General features: G+C 40.6%; 17 protein-coding genes. 7 read left to right on the top strand and 10 right to left on the bottom strand.

Features of this window, described 5'->3' with window-relative positions; translation table 11 throughout:
- Window positions 1-80 precede the first annotated feature (80 nt).
- Both trpC and H5968_RS07445 read left to right on the top strand, forming a co-directional pair.
- The gene (trpC, locus tag H5968_RS07450) at window positions 81-965 is read left to right on the top strand and encodes an indole-3-glycerol phosphate synthase TrpC (protein ID WP_187039415.1); all 885 of its coding nucleotides are present in this window, start codon (window positions 81-83) and stop codon (window positions 963-965) included.
- Between the two features lie 411 nt (window positions 966-1,376).
- Window positions 1,377-2,525: an alanine--glyoxylate aminotransferase family protein gene (locus H5968_RS07445; RefSeq protein WP_096566471.1), complete on the top strand. Its 1,149-nt coding sequence runs from the start codon at window positions 1,377-1,379 to the stop codon at window positions 2,523-2,525.
- Window positions 2,526-2,858: 333 nt separating this feature from the next.
- On the opposite strand, the gene H5968_RS07440 is transcribed toward H5968_RS07445, so the two are convergent.
- The 5 genes from H5968_RS07440 to H5968_RS07420 all read right to left on the bottom strand — a co-directional run bounded on the left by H5968_RS07440 (window position 2,859) and on the right by H5968_RS07420 (window position 7,848).
- On the bottom strand, window positions 2,859-3,086 hold the full coding sequence (locus tag H5968_RS07440) for a DUF2949 domain-containing protein (RefSeq protein WP_096566475.1): 228 nt from the start codon (window positions 3,084-3,086) through the stop codon (window positions 2,859-2,861).
- Window positions 3,087-3,547: 461 nt separating this feature from the next.
- Window positions 3,548-4,066, bottom strand: a complete 519-nt coding sequence (locus tag H5968_RS07435; protein WP_187039414.1) for a DUF192 domain-containing protein — start codon at window positions 4,064-4,066, stop codon at window positions 3,548-3,550.
- 526 nt (window positions 4,067-4,592) lie between these two features.
- Window positions 4,593-5,201, bottom strand: a complete 609-nt coding sequence (locus tag H5968_RS07430; protein ID WP_187039413.1) for a class I SAM-dependent methyltransferase — start codon at window positions 5,199-5,201, stop codon at window positions 4,593-4,595.
- 270 nt (window positions 5,202-5,471) lie between these two features.
- On the bottom strand, window positions 5,472-6,071 hold the full coding sequence (locus H5968_RS07425) for an MBL fold metallo-hydrolase (protein WP_187039412.1): 600 nt from the start codon (window positions 6,069-6,071) through the stop codon (window positions 5,472-5,474).
- A 187-nt stretch (window positions 6,072-6,258) separates the two neighbouring features.
- A complete protein-coding gene (locus H5968_RS07420) occupies window positions 6,259-7,848 on the bottom strand; it encodes a glycoside hydrolase family 57 protein (protein ID WP_187039411.1) in 1,590 nt (529 codons plus the stop codon).
- Between the two features lie 433 nt (window positions 7,849-8,281).
- Here H5968_RS07420 and H5968_RS07415 point away from each other — a divergent pair, with 433 nt between their 5' ends.
- From H5968_RS07415 to H5968_RS25540, 3 genes are read left to right on the top strand one after another with little or no spacing between them, the layout of a single operon-like run.
- Entirely contained in the window at window positions 8,282-8,443 is a 162-nt protein-coding gene (locus H5968_RS07415; protein WP_187039410.1) for a hypothetical protein, read from the top strand.
- A 34-nt stretch (window positions 8,444-8,477) separates the two neighbouring features.
- Complete coding sequence (locus H5968_RS25545; protein ID WP_255427068.1) at window positions 8,478-8,720, top strand: hypothetical protein; 243 nt, start codon at window positions 8,478-8,480, stop codon at window positions 8,718-8,720.
- Between the two features lie 12 nt (window positions 8,721-8,732).
- The gene (locus H5968_RS25540) at window positions 8,733-9,323 is read left to right on the top strand and encodes an iron-containing alcohol dehydrogenase (RefSeq protein ID WP_370569754.1); all 591 of its coding nucleotides are present in this window, start codon (window positions 8,733-8,735) and stop codon (window positions 9,321-9,323) included.
- Between the two features lie 282 nt (window positions 9,324-9,605).
- Here the strand turns inward: H5968_RS25540 and rsgA are convergent, their stop codons facing one another.
- The 5 genes from rsgA to grpE form a co-directional block, all read right to left on the bottom strand.
- Window positions 9,606-10,799, bottom strand: coding sequence for a small ribosomal subunit biogenesis GTPase RsgA (rsgA, locus tag H5968_RS07405; RefSeq protein WP_187039409.1), 1,194 nt, complete (start codon window positions 10,797-10,799; stop codon window positions 9,606-9,608).
- Complete coding sequence (locus H5968_RS07400; RefSeq protein WP_096566493.1) at window positions 10,796-11,053, bottom strand: sulfurtransferase TusA family protein; 258 nt, start codon at window positions 11,051-11,053, stop codon at window positions 10,796-10,798. Before H5968_RS07400 ends, rsgA begins: the two co-directional genes overlap by 4 nt.
- Window positions 11,050-12,177 carry a molecular chaperone DnaJ gene (dnaJ, locus tag H5968_RS07395; protein WP_096566495.1) on the bottom strand — a complete coding sequence of 376 codons (1,128 nt, stop codon included), beginning with the start codon at window positions 12,175-12,177 and terminating at the stop codon, window positions 11,050-11,052. The genes H5968_RS07400 and dnaJ overlap by 4 nt, the downstream gene beginning before the upstream one ends.
- 427 nt (window positions 12,178-12,604) lie before the next feature.
- A complete protein-coding gene (gene dnaK, locus H5968_RS07390) occupies window positions 12,605-14,590 on the bottom strand; it encodes a molecular chaperone DnaK (RefSeq protein ID WP_187039408.1) in 1,986 nt (661 codons plus the stop codon).
- Between the two features lie 512 nt (window positions 14,591-15,102).
- On the bottom strand, window positions 15,103-15,849 hold the full coding sequence (gene grpE / locus H5968_RS07385; RefSeq protein ID WP_187039407.1) for a nucleotide exchange factor GrpE: 747 nt from the start codon (window positions 15,847-15,849) through the stop codon (window positions 15,103-15,105).
- Window positions 15,850-16,148: 299 nt separating this feature from the next.
- Between grpE and H5968_RS07380 the strand changes: the two genes are divergently transcribed.
- Together H5968_RS07380 and H5968_RS07375 are read left to right on the top strand one after the other, a co-directional pair.
- The gene (locus H5968_RS07380) at window positions 16,149-16,319 is read left to right on the top strand and encodes a hypothetical protein (protein ID WP_187039406.1); all 171 of its coding nucleotides are present in this window, start codon (window positions 16,149-16,151) and stop codon (window positions 16,317-16,319) included.
- Window positions 16,320-16,435: 116 nt separating this feature from the next.
- Window positions 16,436-18,454: a GspE/PulE family protein gene (locus tag H5968_RS07375; RefSeq protein WP_187039405.1), complete on the top strand. Its 2,019-nt coding sequence runs from the start codon at window positions 16,436-16,438 to the stop codon at window positions 18,452-18,454.
- Window positions 18,455-18,481 lie beyond the last annotated feature (27 nt).

The following is an 18,481-nucleotide window of genomic DNA, read 5'->3' as shown; positions in this document are numbered from 1 at the left end:
CCCCAGTCCCCAGTCCCCAGTCCCCAGCGATGCACTGAGCTTGTCGAAGTGTCCCCAGTCCCCAGTCCCCAGTCCCCAGTATGCAAATTCGTCGTCGTCAACCTAGTCCAGCTATTGATGTTTCTATTGTTCGCTACCAAGCAGTATTAGAGGATGCTGAACCAAATAATATTCTTGAAGAAATTGTTTGGTATAAAGAAACAGAAGTTGAACAAATGCGGGAAAAATTGCCGTTAAAAGAACTGCAAAAAAAAGCTCTTTCCTTACCTCCTACCCGTGATTTTGTTGCTGCGTTGCGTCAAGGAAAAACTAAACCTGCATTAATCGCAGAAGTAAAAAAAGCATCCCCCAGCAAAGGGGTTTTACGGGCAGATTTTGACCCGGTAGAAATTGCTAAAGCTTATGAAGAAGGTGGTGCAAGTTGTCTTTCTGTTCTCACAGATAAAAAGTTTTTTCAAGGTAGTTTTGATAACTTATCTTTAGTCCGTGCTGCCGTAGATTTACCATTATTATGTAAGGAATTTATTATTTATCCTTATCAAATGTATTTGGCGCGAGTGAATGGCGCAGATGCAGTTCTATTGATAGCGGCAATTCTTAGTGATCAGGATTTACAGTATTTCATTAAAATTGCCAACGCTCTGAAAATGGCGGCTTTGATTGAAGTACATAGTTTAGAAGAACTTGACCGAGTTTTAGCTTTAGATGGTGTTTCTTTAGTTGGTATCAATAATCGCAACCTAGAAGATTTTTCTGTTGACCTCCAAACCACCTGCGAACTACTGAAAGCAAGAGGTAGTCAATTACATGAGAAAAATATTTTAGTCGTCAGTGAGTCAGGACTACATACACCAGAGGATTTAAGTATAGTAGAAACAGCCGGAGCATCCGCTGTACTCGTTGGTGAGTCTTTGGTAAAACAACCAGATCCAAAATTGGCAATTAATCATCTTTTTGGTAAATAAGACTGGGGACTGGGGACTGGGGACTGGTGACTGGTGACTAGGGACTGGTGACTAGGGACTGGTGACTGGGAAAGAAAATTTTAGATTTTAGATTTTAGATTTTAGATTGGAATTGTCAAAAACAATCCAAAATCCAAAATCCAAAATTGTATTACCAATTACCGATTACCAATTACCAATCAAGTGGTTTCTGATCAAAAATAAAGAGGAAAGGTGAAAAGGAAAACCGAAAGCTGGCCTTTTTGCCTTTAATTTTTAAGTTTATGCCTAGAGCAGATGTGACTCTCTCAGGTACTATAATCTTCTGATGACAGACTGATTGAATTTGTAGATGAATGTCTAAAATTTGCCATCAGAATTAAATCATCCTCAAAGGATTTTGAATCTTATTGGATTTTTGGGATAGAGATAATGGACGATAAGTTAATGTTGATGATTCCTGGACCTACTCCAGTTCCAGAAGCAGCTTTACTAGCTTTGGCTAAACACCCCATTGGACACCGTACCAGTGAATTTAGTAACATGATGGGCGAGGTGACAGAAAACCTGAAATGGCTGCACCAAACCCAAAATGATGTACTGATGCTGAATGTTAGCGGTACTGGTGCGGTAGAAGCGGGAATTATTAATTTTCTGTCTCCTGGCGATCGCATTTTGGTGGGTTCTAATGGTAAGTTTGGTGAACGTTGGGTAGAAGTTGGTCAAGCTTTTGGTTTAAATGTGGAAGTTGTCACCGCAGAATGGGGACAACCTTTAGACCCGGCTAAGTTTGGAGAAATTTTACAAGCTGACACCAACAAAGAAATTAAAGCTGTCATTATCACCCACAGCGAAACTTCTACAGGTGTAATCAATGATTTGGCAGCTATCAATAGTCATGTAAAAGCACATAGGGAAGCTTTAATTATTGTTGATGCTGTCACCAGTTTGGGTGCTTACAATGTGGCTGTTGATGCTTTGGGATTGGATGTAGTAGCTTCCGGTTCTCAAAAAGGCTATATGATACCCCCCGGTTTAGGATTTGTGTCTGTAAGTCCTAAAGCTTGGGAAGCTTACAAAACTGCGAAGTTGCCAAAATATTATTTAGATTTAGGTAAATATCGCAAATCTACAGCTAAAAATACAACTCCTTTTACTCCCCCAGTTAACTTAATTGTGGCACTACACACCACCTTGGGGATGATGAAAAAAGAGGGTTTAGAGTCAATTTTTGCCCGTCATGAACGCCAAAAAAATGCGACTCGTGCAGCGATGAAGGCTTTAAATCTGCCATTGTTTGCAGCGGATGAATGCGCTAGTCCAGCTATTACCGCTGTATCAGTACCGGGAATGGAAGCGGATAAAATTCGGTCATTGATGAAAAAGCGGTTTGATATTGCTTTAGCTGGTGGTCAAGACCATCTGAGTAATAAAATTTTCCGTATTGGTCACTTAGGATTTGTGAGCGATCGCGATATTCTCAGTTGTATCGCATCATTAGAAATTGTACTGGCAGAAGTTGGCTATGAAAACTTTACCCCTGGTGCTGGTATCGCCGCTGCTGCTAAGGTTTTTGGATAAGGTCAGTGACTGGGGACTGGGGACTGGGTTATCAACTTCCTCCTGCCCTCTGCCCCTTGCCTTCTGACTCCTGCCTCCTGACTCCTGACTTCTAACAATAAAAGGGCAAGTGATTTGATCAACTTGCCCTTTTAATTTGGATGTCAATAATTCAAAATTCTCAGCATCAATTTTTCGATCTATCAAACTTTGCCCAGGGCAGAGTTGACTTGACATACCTTATTTCTCCTGAATTAGCTCAACCGTTTCATATTGAATTTGCATACAGTTAGCCGCCAGAATATTGACCAGAATAGTTACCAGCAATGGATTTTCTAGTATTCCATTGCTTACCTATGCAGTCTCCAACCAATCATAAATTTGTTCTAACTGCTCTAGGGTAATCAACCCATACTGCCACAGGATCATGGTTAAAGAGCCTGTATCCTGCTCCCGATGACGCAAAGCCACAGACAGAGAAGCGGCTGAGATCGCCAAATCTTCTTGGAGAAAATTAATCAAACGAGAATATCTTGATTGTGCCATTTGTATCTCACCTCCTTGAGTAGAGTGTATTATCATATATCCTTTCCTCTTTTCTCAGTGATCTAAAGCCAGTATTTTATGTGTCACTGTGCTATGACTGAATAAATCCTCAAACACTTTCACCATCCAAAATCGTATAACTTTCGTACTGCTTGTTTCCCCCAATCTCAAGTAACAGGAACTATAAGTTAAATTGGCTTGATTCTCTTGAGTTGTTTGTGCTTAATGTAATTACATCTGAAGTATCCAAGATTCCATAGCCTATAGTCCTCTATTGATTACTATTTACACTTATGTCAAAAGAAGGATTTTTCCAGTGAAACTTTGAAGTCGGGTTTTTCATTGGGGAAAAGCTAGATCCGATGTTATGATAACTGCTGCTAAATATTAACCTCTATATTTTACGGAATAGTTTTTTTACCAAAATATCTTCATACAAAATTGACAGATTCCTCATAGGTGACTGGGGACTGGTGACTGGGAAGAATAACTAATGACTAATAACTTGGGTTGAAAAATTCAATGTTTACTTTGTCACCTACCTGTAAACCTAATTCTGTAGCTCGTTTGGATCTCAGTTCAATTACTTGGTCTATTGGTACATTAGGACCATAGGTGGGACAAGGTTCACTTTTACAGGGGGGTGCAGCGGTCTCAATGTACTTGATTACTCCATCCTGAAGAAAGACCATATCTAAAGATACGGGGACATTCAACATCCAAAATCTGACTGGTTGGGCTGAGGGAAATACAAATAACATTCCCCTGTCATCGGGTAAAGCTGGTCTATACATCAACCCCATAGCCTGTTGTTCTGGAGTTTTTGCGACTTCTAGGTTGATTTTTGTGCCGTTGGGAATGGTAGCTTGAGCAGAGATTGGCAAATGTTGACCTTTAGGGGTTTGTACTTGGACTTGAGAGGTTGATGTAGTAGTGGGTTCGGCGGTGGTTGGGGGTGAACAGCCAATGAGTAAAACACTCAGGAGTAGATACAATACAGTTTGCCGACGCAACATAAGCAGTTGAAAATTTAAGTTTCTAAATGGACTATTGCTTTTCTCATAAGTTCCCTAACTAGGCTTTGCTGTTCGCGTAGCGTGCCGTTAGGTATAAAAGTCTTTTTGTGGGGGCAGGCAAAAGGAAAGGTGAACAATGGCAAAATAAAGAGCTATTCACTTAATAATGTGGTTTTTTTTATTTAGATTTCGATTTTACAGAAATTTCTGCAAAATAGCCCGCTATTGGCAATTATTTTTTTTCAGGAGATTTTTCTCTGATGTGGCCACAAGTTAGATCCCCCCAACCCTTAGAAAGGGGGGTTAATCAGGGGTTTTGCTGACTATTACCGGTTCTATCAACGCTGACTAAGGGAATACCCCAGTCAAATCGAGCGTTAAAGTTTTGACTTACTAATAAACGCAAACCTACACCGACTCATGACAGCGATCGCCAAATCCTAAAATATTGGCGAACAATTATCAATTTTTATCTCAGGTTATTTTCCGAATGCTTCGCCCCTACTGACTCCTGCTGTATGTTGATCTACTTAGGTTTTGCAAAAATAGTTAGCAATACTGGACCCAATAAATAGTAATGACCTAAACACAAAAGTCCAGCATCAGATCCTAATTTTTCACGTTGTTCTTGATGATAAAATTTAACTGCAACCGGCGAATTTGCCATTAATTGAAAAGGGGATGTATTAGCAGTTATATCAACTAAATAAAAGCGTCCACCGGGAACAAGTACCCTGGCAATTTCACTTAAAACTTGTTCTGGTTGAGGATAATGTAAAAAACTGATAGTGTTAAAAACTGCATCAAATTGACCTTCAGCAAAAGGAAGTGATTCTGCATTACCTTCAATATAAATTAAGCGTGGACGGTGCTGATTACTTTGTCTGGCAACCCGCAACATTTGGGGAGATAAATCTAAACCTGTACCGCGTAAGTCAGGAAATTGACTGGCTAATCTATTTAATAAGCGTCCAGTTCCACAACCTAAATCTAAAACATTGGCATTGGCTGGGATTTCGATGTGGGAAATTAATCTTTTATGGATAGCTTGGTAAATAAAAGAAGGAAATGTCCAATCGTAACTTGATGCCCAACGATCAAATAGTTGTTTTTTATTATTGATAAAATTATTCATAGTTGTATGGGAATAGAAAATAGGTAAGAATTCAGGAGTCAGGAGTCAGGAGTTAGAATGCTTATGAAATCAGGAATAGAGACAAGTGATATTTTCTGAAAATCATCATAACTTACTGGAAAAGCCTTTATTCTTCTGACTTAGAGTATTTTCTATCCTGAATCATTACGAAAATAGCAATATTTTCTATTGTAATTTGAATTTGCTTTGATTGCAGAAAATCAAATACCCAACTTTTTCCAGAAGTCAGGTATCTTGTTGAATTACGAATTACAAAGTAGCTAAAAGTTCCTTTAATCTTTCATTTCCGTCCCGAAATACAGACCAACCATCTCCGACTAAAACAGCTTGTACTTTGGTTAATGTTGCTAATCTGTGAACAGAAGCAATAGCTTGTTTTCGATTTAACAGCTTGTCATCGGATAAAATAGTTAAAGTATCTGCTGAACGCGATCGCACTAAATCACCGATAATCAAAGTTGTGTCCTCTAGTAGTAAAGCTAGTTCACCGGGAGTTTTTGAACCTTGGAGTTCCATCACTTTCAGTCCTGGGACAAATTCTTCACCATCACTCAACCAGCGATCGCACGCTATTGGGAAATTTTCCTTTTCAGCTATCGGTGCTGCAATTTTCGCATAAGTTTGACTAGCAATTTCCTTAGCTGCTCGCAGATGATCGGAGTTTGTCAGGATAATCCAAACCACACCACCGAGAGATTCCAGATGATGCCAATCATGATTTGATAAAGCTACTGGATCAATTAATATATTACCCTTTGGACGAATCCAGGCGAACCCATTGAAATCAATATTTCTTGTCGGGTTAAAACAAGACCAGGTATATAAATCGGGACGGTGCAAAGATTTCATGATGATTCTGACTTGAAAACCTGCGATAGTTTGTGTCAATTAGGTAGCATCAATAATAATCTATAATAATCTATCATTGATACTCACCTAATTGCGAAAATTTTGCAATTTCTGTTGTCACAACCACCAGGAATGGAATTTGATCATCTCCAGGCTAGAAACCCAGAGATTGTCAAGCTGCGAAAAACTAAACGGGACGATAAACGCGATAGTTGATACTGGGGAAAATATTATCCATTAATTCCACTTTTTCCAACCAACCGCTATCAACTTTACCGACTTTTACATCTTCATAGAGTTTATTAAATCTCATTAAGTGCGATCGCGTTCTTCTCACCGCATAGGGGACCATAGTTCCCGTCCGCATAATAAACGCCCAGTCAGAAGATTGCGCTAACAACAACTCCCGCGCTGCTTGGTTTAAAGCTTTCCATTGCAACTCATCCTCTGGTTCTAACTGGGAAATTTCAATCATCCGTTCCGCAGCTTTATGTAAATGCGGGTAAATCCAAGCATTAGTGTCATTTAACCAATATTCATGGAAACCTTTATAACCCCAACTGGACTGAGAAGGACGACAGACTTGTTGATTCTGGTTAGCTCGTAAATAATCAGCTAAATGGGTCATTGCATAAGTTCCCTGATCGTACCATGACTTACGGAACAGGTAATCAATAAACCAAGGACCCTCATACCACCAATGACCGAACAACTCCGCATCATAAGGAGAAACAATAATCGGAGGCCGTCCCATGATCCCGTGTAAATGTTCCGCTTGTCTTTCCCGATTATACATAAAGTTAGCAGCGTGTTCTGCGGATTTTTCCCTTGCCCAATAAGGATCATACAAAGCCTTATCAGAAAGACCTAATCCACGTCCGGTAATCTTATGATATTTAATTCCCGTATTTTTACGCTGTCCATTGGGCATGATATAGGGTTTGATGTACTCATATTCTGCTTCCCAACCCAAATCTTTATAAAATTCCCGATATTCAGCAGCACCTGGATAACCGACTTCCGAAGACCATACTTGTTGAGAAGATTCATGGTCACGACCAAAAGCAGCAACACCTGTTTCTGTAAAAATTGGCGCGTAAGTACCAAAGCGGGGACGGGGACGGGCGTATAAAATACCATGTCCATCGGTGAGGAAATAACGCAAACCAGCATCCGCCAGCATTCGTTCCAAACCTTCATAGTAAGCACATTCAGGCAACCAAATACCTCTAGGCGCTTGACCAAAAGTTTCTGCGTAATGTTCACAAGCCACCTGAAGTTGCGCCCATACAGCTTGGGGATACATCTTCATTAAGGGTAAATACCCATGAGTAGCACCGCAAGTTATGATTTCTAGGTTGTTTGTATCTTGGTATTGTTTGAAAGCTGTTACTAAATCACCCTGATATTTTTCCCAAACCTGACGAGCTTCATTAAATTCAGTGGCGTAATGTTCAGCCAAATAACGCATATGTCCATTGTGGATATTGCGTTCTGCTTCCAATTCTATTAGTTCTTCTAACTTTGCTAAATGTTCATTATAGCGTTCTTGTAACAGAGGATCACGGAGCATAGACACCAGAGGCGGTGTCATACTCATCGTGATTTTAAAGTCGATGCCGTCTCGCTTTAATCCTTCAAATACTTTTAATAAAGGAATGTAGGTTTCTGTGATAGCTTCATAGAGCCATTCCTCTTCTAGCACATAGTCACTTTCTGGGTGACGAACGAAGGGTAAATGTGCATGAAGTACAAGTGCGACGTAACCTATAGACATAATAGTTTTGGGGTGGGTTGTAAATTGAAGGTCGAGAGTTTGGCAGAAATTAACAATATTTTAAGATGATATCGGGATCGTGAAGGAAGTTTTATTAGTCAAGCCCCACATCTGAGATTTGAGCAAAGAATATCTACCCGCAGATAGTTGTCATCAAGCAGTCCCAAGTATTTTTCCTGAGTTATGTGTTGGCGATCATGTGATCATCATACAATAAATTATTTGGCAAGTATCTAGATCACTGAAAAAAAGAGAATTTTTGTAAGTTAAAACAGTTTCTATTAATTTAATAAATACATAAACTTTTCACAAACTATAAGCAACAACTAAATGTTACTCTTTGTTAAGAACATTAATTAAATCTAAAAACTTACTTCCAAATCACCACAGAAGATGAGAAAACTTAACATTTAGTTACATTTTTGGTGAAAGTATGAGTAAATTTGCTACCCAGCAGACTGGTTGGCAAGATGCAAATGTTAAATCTGAAACATCGGTTTATCTGATTAATGTTTTTGAAGCTTTTGCAAAAAAAAAGACTGTTCAAATAAATGCAATTTCTACAAGAACAGAACTTTTTAATCTTCCATATTGACCAAATTACAAAAATCAGAAAAAGTCCAGTTGAAATGACTCCACAAAGCATATTACCAACCCCAGAAATTGCAGATAACTTATTAGTAGATACAGAAAAAATCGAAAATTCCCTAGCGACTGACACCATCAGATTCACACATGGGGAAAAGTACCTCACATCCCACTGTTATACGGGGTCTGGGGAAATAGCACATAAAAAAGATAGTCGTTCCTTTGAAGTTGCTGCTACCTTCACATTAACAGCAGAAGTCAAAGTAGTAGAAGGAATTTTTTAGTTAGAAAACGATATTTTAGCTAACATATATAATAGTCATGATCGCTGTGTAGCAGTCATAGACCAGACAGTTAACGAGTTATATGGTGAGCAAGTTAGAAAATATTTTGATGCTCATGAAATACCATTAGAAATGATGGTGTGTCGTGCATGGGAAGCAGACAAAACCCCGGAAACAGTACACAAAATATTAGGGTTTTTAGGAAAAGACGGTTACGATGTTTCCCGCAACGAACCTGTATTAATTATAGGTGGTGGTGTGTTAAGCGATGTTGCGGGTTTAGCTTGTGCCTTACAACATCGTCGGACACCTTATATCATGGTGGGAACAACAGTAGTAGCAGCTATTGACGCAGGTCTTTCACCCCGAACTTGTACCAACGGTAAACAGTTCAAAAATAGTATTGGTGCATATCGTCCCCCTGTACTAACCTTAGTAGATCGGAGTTTTTTCCGCACCTTAGCAACTGGACATATTCGGAATGGGATGGCAGAAATTATTAAAATGGCCATTACCGATGATGCGGTTTTATTTGAGTTGTTGGAAAAATACGTAAGCGGGGAGATGGTGGACTTTGGGACCCTGTTCCCAGAGGTGGAATAGGTGCGTGTGACTATATTCAAGAAGTTGAACCAGAATTATTGGAAGCAGCAGTCAAAGCGCATAAAGCTGTTTGTAGTAATTTAGCAAATCACGGTGCTGGTGTGGAAATGTATTTGCAAGATTTGGGTTTGGAATAAAAAAGTCTAAAATCTAAAATCCAAAATTGTCTCATGGGTTTTCGTTGGTAGCATAACTTTTTTTGATTTCACGCAGAGACGCAGAGAACGCAGAGAAAGGAGAAGAAATAAACACCAAACAGAAAAACCCTAAAAAACCTCTTACCTACTCCTCACTTTCTAAATCTAAATCTTGTAAACTTTGCACCTGAACCCGACGAGAAACCCGACGGTATTTCTTACTTTCCAACTTAGGTTCATACTTACTTTCACCCTTACCCTTAGCTTTCACCTTCAAAGTAGACTCAGGATCAGCTTGTTCTTTAAGATAAGCTTGATAAGCGATCGCATCACTTAAAAATTCCAAATAATGCTCATATCTTTCCCAGTCACTACCCACAATACACCCTGGTTCATCTCGATGCAAACAATCAGCAAAACGACAACTTCCAGCTTCTAAACGTCTTCTCGCTTCCGGAAAATAATAGATTAAATCTTCAGGAAGACAACTTAAATCAGGTTGATTAAAACCAGGAGTATCAGCTAACAAACCACCATCAGGAAGTTCAAATAATTCCACATGACGGGTAGTATGACGACCACGCGCTAACTTACCAGAAACCTCACCCACACGCAAATTAGCATCAGGAATTAACATATTAATTAAACTGGATTTTCCCACACCCGAAGGACCAGCAATCACAGTAATTTTATGATTTAAATAATTAGAAACTTCATTAATATTAATTTGATTTTGCACACTAATAAAAATTGATTGATAACCCCAACTTTCCAGGCGATCGCTAATTTCCTGTTGTTCGTCTTCTGTAATTAAATCACATTTATTTAGGCATAATAAAACATCTACCCCTGTAGATTCAGCCTTAATTAAAAACCTGCTTAACTGAAAAGGTTCTAAGGGAGGATCAGCAACCGCAAAAACCAAAAGAATTTGATTCACATTAGCGATCGCCGGTCGATCCAACTCACTGTTTCTTGGTAGAACATCAGCGATCGCACCCCTTCCCCCGGTCCAGTCAGGCTCTTCAATAACCACGCGATCGCCAACCATCACCTGTTGACCGATTTTTTTCAACCGAGTCCTGCGGGTACAGAGGAGACTGGGGACTGGTGACTGGTGACTGGTGACTGGGTTATTAATGTTTCCCTGTCTCCTGTCTCCTGACTCCTGTACGGGCGAAGCATTCGGGCGACCAATTATCAATTTTTGTTCAAGGCTATTTTCCAAATGCTTCGCCCCTACGACTCCTTGATCTAACTGCACCCGATAAAAATTAGCCTGTACAGCTAACACCGTACCCAATAACTCCCCTGTAGTAGAAACACTATCTTCCATCATGCAGCAGTTACCGGACGACGTACAAGCAAAGAAAAATAACCAGAACAGTCAGTAATTTTTTCCACCTGATAACCAGCCATAGTTAAACTATCAGGAACTTGTTCAATAGGTTCACCCCCATCTAACCAGACTTCCAACAAACTGCCATCTGGCATTTGTTCCAGACGTAACTTAGTCCGGACAAAATTAATTGGACAAGGAGTACCACGCAAGTCCAACTGAGCATCAGGAGTTAACAGAGAAGATAGACTCATGACTTAAACAGATTCTCAAAAAATCCCCCACCTTTACCAGTTCTATCACCCTTAATTTTAGCTAGTTTTTCCAGCAGTTCCCTTTCCTCTGGGGTGATCTTCGTAGGAATATCAATTAACACCGTCAGCAAATGGTCGCCCCGACTCACAGGATTTCCCAAACGAGGTACACCACGACTTTCCAGTCTCATCACCGTATTTGGCTGAGTTCCTGGGGGAATAATCAACTCTACCGGACCATCAACAGTATTCACCTCCAAACGGCAACCTAAAATTGCTTGCAAGTAGCTGAGTTTGATTTCCGAAAGAACATTAATTCCATCACGCTGAAATTCTTCATCCTCATTCACAAATAAGTAAACATACAAATCTCCCGCCGGTCCACCTCGTTGGCCAGCATCACCTTCTTGGGAGATCCGTAACCGTGTACCATTATCTACCCCAGCGGGAATAGTAATTTTTAGCTTTTTCGTGACCTGATTTGCGCCTTTACCATCACAAGCATCACATTTATCTTCCACTACTGACCCAGTACCATTACAGGTGGGACAGGTAGAAACTTGGGTAAAGCTGCCAAAAGGAGTTCTAGTCACACGTCGCACCTGGCCAGAACCGCTACAAGTGCTACAAGTCCGGGGACGAGTTCCTGGTTTAGCACCAGAACCACTACAAACTTCACAAGTTTCTAGATGAGAAATGCGGATTTCCTTTTCACCACCAAATACCGCTTCCCGAAAATCTAACTTCAGGTCTAGACGTAAATCATCACCCCGTACAGGACCGCTACGCCGTCTTTGCTGTGTAGGTCCACCCATTCCTCCAGCAAAACCGCTGAAAATGCTTTCAAAGATATCAGCAAAACCGCCCATATCCCCCATATCTTGGAAGCCAGCACCAGCAGCACCAGAAACGCCAGCTTCACCAAAACGGTTATAACGCTCGCGGGTTTCTGGCTCAGACAGCACTTCATAAGCGCGGTTTATTTCCTTGAATCGTTCTTCCGCACCCGGTTCTTTGTTCACATCAGGGTGATACTTCCGGGCTTGGCGGCGATAAGCCTGTTTAATTTCTTCTTTGTCGGCATCACGAGAGACACCTAGAATTTCATAATAGTCGCGGGCCATAGAGCAAGGGTAAAAGTTAGAACTAATAAAGCAGAAATACCTAAAAGGCTAAGGTAAAGGAGATAGAGACAACACTTAATTTTTGTTTATGAATTTATTTTACCTTTTACTTTTAACAAACATTAACAGTAAATCTTGATTAGCAGATACATTCATTGTGGTTAACGACAAAAGCAATGGCATGATGAGTCAATTTAGCTCGATTATCCTGACATTGTCTGAGCCGATCTCTTTTACAATTGTGCTACTTAGAACGACAAAAATAAGCCCATCAAATAGAGGGACTAACCGTACCTTATGGTGTGGAAATCCACCATATACTTTTAGTTTCATATTTAGTACGAGATCATCTACTTCACACTTAGCAGGAGTTAGCAGTCAGCAGTCAGGGAGAGAGGTTAATAACCCATTACCAATTGCCCATTACCTAATCTATCGCTTCATAATCAGATATAGCCGTATTATCCTCATCAAAATCAAAATTGAATTGTGGTATTGACGTTGCTGTTGTGGAACTTTCTTCTACCAAAGTTAAGGAAATATCACTCAGGTCTTCTTCCTCCTCGTGTCCTCCCTCTGACGATGGGCTATTGACCGGGCTACTAACTCGTTTGTAAACATCTGCACCGATCGCAAACAGAGTTTGTTGAAATTCCTCTAATATTGACTTAAAAACAGATAGGGAAACATTGGGGTCACTCATCACCTCTTGCAGTTTCTCTAATTTCTCATCTGCCATTGCTTTCATTTCTTGACTAATGAATTCTCCGTTGTCTTTTAACGTAGATTTGAAACTAAATAACAGGTTATCAGCTTGGTTTTTAAGTTCAATCAGTTCTTTACGTTTTCTATCTTCTTCAGCATATAATTCTGCTTGTTTTCGCATCTGTTCCACTTCAAATTGACTTAAACCACCTGTATTGGTGATCCGAATACTCTGCTCTCTACCAGTACCCTTATCTTGAGCAGAAACTTTGAGTATACCGTTGACATCAATATCAAAAGACACTTCTATTTGAGGTACACCACGGGGAGCAGGGGGAATCCCAGCCAAGAGAAACTTGCCGAGGGATTTATTATCTTTTGCCAAAGCCCGTTCCCCTTGGAGAACGTGAATTTCCACGGAATTTTGTCCATCCACAGCAGTAGAAAAGACTTGGGATTTGCTAGTGGGAATGGTCGTATTACGTTCAATAATTTTTGTAAATACTTCCCCTAGAGTTTCCAGCCCCAAAGACAGGGGAATAACATCTAAAAGCAGGAGTTTATCAACTTCTCCACCCAACACACCAGCTTGAACTGCCGCTCCCAGTGCCACCGCTTCATCAGGGTTGACGGAGCGATCAGGGGTTTTGCCATTGTAAAATTTAATCACAGCATTTTGTACTGCGGGAATGCGGGTAGAACCACCAACCAAAATAATCCGATCAATATCTTCAGGTTTGAGATCAGCATCTTTAAGTGCCTGAATCATTGGCTCAATGGTAGCTTCAATTAATTTGGCTGTAAGTTCTTCAAATTTAGCACGGCTCAGTTCCATTTCCAGATGCTTGGGACCTTTATCATCAGCGGTGATAAAAGGCAAATTAATGGAAGTATTGAGCATACTGGAAAGTTCAATTTTTGCCTTTTCCGCAGCTTCCCGCAGGCGTTGCAGTGCCATTTTATCTTGGGAAATGTCAATATTCTCTTGTTGCTGGAATTTTTCTAGCATCCAGAGGACAATACAATTGTCAAAATCATCGCCTCCCAATTGATTATTACCACCAGTGGCTTTAACTTCAAAAACGCCATCTCCTAGTTGCAGGATAGAGACATCAAAAGTTCCCCCTCCCAAGTCGAATACTAAAATTAATTGTTCTTGGTCCTGCTTGTCTAAACCGAAAGCCAAAGCAGCAGCAGTTGGTTCATTGATGATCCGCATCACTTCCAAGCCAGCAATTGTTCCAGCATCTTTAGTTGCTTGTCTTTGGGCATCAGTGAAATATGCTGGTACGGTAATCACTGCCTGAGTCACTTCTTCACCCAAAAAGTTTTCCGCCTCTTGTTTGAGTTTTTGCAGTATCATGGCAGATATTTCTTGGGGTGTGTAATTGCGTCCCCGAATTTCCACATCAATAGTATTGTCTCGTCCTTTAACGCACTTATAGGGTACGCGATCGCTTTCTGATTCAGCATCATCCCAACGGCGACCGATAAATCTTTTGATACTGTAGACTGTGTTTTCTGCATTAGTGATAGATTGCCGTTTGGCCAGTTGACCAACCAGAAGATCGCCACTCTTCCCAAATCCGACAATACTAGGAGTAGTGCGTCCTCCTTCGGAATTGGCAATCACTATTGGTTGACCACCTTCCATAACAGCAAGGCAGCTGTTAGTAGTGCCTAAGTCGATTCCAATAACTTTTCCCATACTGTCAGTATTTTTAGTGACTGCTATTATTGTAATTCTGTACGGAATTATAGTTTTTCGCTCAGGGGCTAGAGGTTTAAGGCAAGGTTTGAATAAATCCTGTTGTTCAAAGTGGAATTACATAGGGTTTGCTGAAAAAGTTATCTGTGAGGGGACAGGAGTATGGCTAACGCCACGCTTCGCTATCAAGGAGTTTTTTTGATTTGCAAATTGTGCAAACACTAACAAAGTGCAAGCTTTCTTAGGCTCACAGTACCTAAAACCTTGCACAATTTTAATTTTAATCATCCTCAATCCCTTGATTTATCTAGCTTTTACATTTATTCAGCAAGCCCTACATAAAGCTATAGCATATATTTGCTACTAATAATAACGCCTAGTCTTTGATTAAACCTGCTTGCGTAAGGGCTGATTAACTTCAGTAAAGAGTCAACAGCCCTATCCTGTTTGAGAACAGTAATTTTTACCGCAGAATTGAGAATTTTTCAGTCAGTAGGACGAGTGAATACAGCTTAACTGTTTTCTTGACTAGACTCATCTTCCTGTTCTGTAGGTGTATCTTCCTGGGGCGCAGCAACTTTCACCATTGCATGGCGCAACACGCGATCGCCCAAAAAATATCCCCGTACTAATTCTTCTAAAACTGTTCCTTCGGGATGTTCATTGGTCGGTTCTCGCATCACGGCTTCATGCAGGTTAGGATCAAATTCTTGACCTTCAGGACGCATTGGTGACACACCTAATCGTTTCAGACAATCCACTAATTGTTTATACACTCCTTGATAACTTTTGTGAATTGTCATCTCGCCATCATTTTGTGGTTTGAGGTGCGCCCGCGCCCGTTCAAAGTTATCAACTACAGGTAACAATTCCATAATTGTGTTTCTCTTCACCTGTGTTTCCATATCTTCTTTTTCTTTAGAGACGCGTTTGCGATAATTCTCAAAATCTGCGGCGATTCGCATATATTGAGTGCTACGCTCTTCAACTTGCATTCTCAAAAACTCAATTTGTTGAGTCAATTGTGTTAAAGCCGCCGTATCGACTTCTGTTGTTTCTGCCGCAGCGACACCATTTTCTTCTGTGAAAGCAGGTTCTCCCGATACATTGGTTTGCTCTGGGGTTTGCTCAGTCACATCGCTGCCAGATTCATGAGAGTTAATTTCGGCTGGTGAGTCGCTGTTCATTGCTTGGTTTACCTCTATTGGTTCGCCCAATTGCTGGCTTGTATTGTTTACTTGTTTATTTTCATCCATCATTATCTACTCATCCCAGGTGCTTTTGAAGGCTTTGCTGGAAGCAATTGTAGATTTTTGATTCAACCTACGTGCAGCATTGAAACTGTACAATTCAAACATTATTCATGAAATCTAACAATACAGTTGATTTCACCATTTTATAAGAAAGTTGAGTGAACCAAAACCACTGAGGTAAAGTATCTGAGCGTGGTGGTCAGTGAGCTTGTCGAACTGCGAAGATATTTTACCGTGCTATATCACCTGCCTGCTACCCCCTGCCTCCTGTAAGGGCGAAGCATTCGGGCGATAAATTCTCAATTTTGATCACAGGTTATTTTCCTGTAAGGGCGAAGCATTCGGGCGATAAATTCTCAATTTTGATCACAGGTTATTTTCCTGTAAGGGCGAAGCATTCGGGCGAAAAATTATCAATTTTGATCACAGGTTATTTTCCGAATGCTTCGCCCCTACTTCGCCCCTACGACTCCTGACAATAAAAATTTTTAAGAAGAAAAATGTTTAAACTGAAATTTAATACACTCACTATGAGAATTATTGACTACAGTGTGGGAATACTGGAACAAGAGGTTTCCCCAACTCATTGCTTATGACTTACTCATCACCACAACGGCGCAGCACCGCTCTTACCACCAGAACAGAGTTTTCGCCTTTCGGCAACAAGCTAGTACAATCCGGCTATGTCAACAGTGAACAGATGAGACAGGCTCTGGCTGAAAGCCGCAAATCTGGCAAAATGCTGACAGATGTATTAGAGTCAATTACTGGGCAACAACTAGCACCTGAGTTTCTCAGGGAATACAAGAAACAGCATTTATTTGAACTAAAAATACTCTACGGTGTTGAATCCCTCGATCCAGAAGTCAATCAAATTGGCAACATGAGCGTGGGAAAATTGATTGAAGAGTTAATACCAGTAGATGTCTGTCGTCGTCATCGTTTAGTACCTCTGTCGAAACGGGAAGACCAAAATCCTCCTTATGTTTTGGTGGCAATGATTAATCCAGAGAATCTAGAGGCTTGTGATGAACTCAACCGCATCTTGCGATCGCAAAACTTGTCTCTACAGCGGATGGTTATTACCCAGGAAGATTACCAGCAGCTGATTAACCAATACTTGGATGAGTTTGCGGCTCGGCAAGAGAAAATACAGCAAGCAAAATTGACAGACATTAGTTCGGATATAGAAAGTCTGAATCAAGATATGGTTCAAGAGGCCTTAGAAGATTCAGAGGTTGATCTGACAGCAGCCATGAAGGATGCTGATGATGCCCCTATTATCAATCTTGTCAATAAAATTCTTTTTGTCGCCTTGCGGGATGGTGTTTCTGATATTCACATTGAACCCCAGGAAGAATATTTACGAGTGCGCTACCGGAAAGATGGGGTACTACGTGAATCTGAAGCTATCCGACCTATGCCAAAACATATTGTACCGGCAGTAACGGCTCGATTTAAAATTATCTCTAATCTAGATATTGCCGAAAGGCGTTTACCTCAAGACGGACGTATCCGCAGGGTTTTTGATGGTAGAAAAGTAGACTTTCGGGTTAATACCTTACCCAGTCGCTATGGTGAAAAAATCTGTCTGCGGATTTTGGATAACTCATCTACCCAGTTGGGTTTAGATAAGTTAATTACTGATCCAGAGACTTTGCATATAGTCCAGGATATGGTCAGCAAGCCCTTTGGTTTGATTCTGGTGACTGGTCCTACTGGTTCTGGTAAAACTACTTCGTTGTATTCTGCACTAGCAGAAGTCAATGATCCGGGAATTAATATTAGTACCGTAGAAGACCCGGTTGAATACAGTTTACCAGGGCTGACTCAAGTACAGGTAATTCGGGAAAAAGGGCTGGATTTTGCTACTGCACTACGGGCATTTTTAAGACAAGATCCTGATGTGTTACTGGTGGGTGAAACACGAGATAAGGAAACAGCCAAAACAGCGATTGAAGCGGCGCTAACTGGTCACTTGGTATTAACCACTTTACATACTAATGATGCTCCTGGTGCGATCGCTCGTTTGGGTGAAATGGGGATTGAACCTTTCATGGTTTCCAGTTCTCTGATCGGTGTATTGGCACAACGTTTGATGCGTCGTGTTTGTTCAGAATGTAAAATTCCCTATACTCCCACGCCTGAAGAACTAGCTCGTTATGGTTTATCTGCTTCTCAAGAAGGTGCTGTCACTTTCTACAAAGCTAACACCATACCACCGGAAGTAATAGCCGAAAATAACGGCAAAATTAAGGTTTGTCCCAAATGTAATGGTATTGGTTATAAAGGACGTTGTGGTGTTTATGAAGTCATGCGGATTACGGAAAACCTGCAAACCTTAATTAACCAAGAAGCACCCACAGAAAGGATCAAAGAAGTCGCCATAGAAGAGGGTATGAAAACCTTGCTGGCTTACAGTCTTAACTTGGTGCGCCAAGGTGCGACAACTCTGGAAGAAGTAGAGCGAGTAGTATACACAGATACAGGTTTGGAAGCTGAATTAAAAGCTAAACGTAAGAGTGGTTTAACCTGTAAAACCTGTGATGCTACTTTACAACCAGAGTGGTTAGATTGTCCCTACTGTCTAACACCTCGGTTTACAGATTAACAGGAGGCAGGAGGCAGAAAATTTTAG

Source organism: Sphaerospermopsis sp. LEGE 00249 (assembly GCF_014299995.1).
Taxonomy (GTDB): Bacteria; Cyanobacteriota; Cyanobacteriia; order Cyanobacteriales; family Nostocaceae; genus Sphaerospermopsis; species Sphaerospermopsis kisseleviana.
The sequence above is the reverse complement of the archived record's forward strand: the minus strand, read 5'-3'. Positions and strand labels throughout refer to the sequence as shown.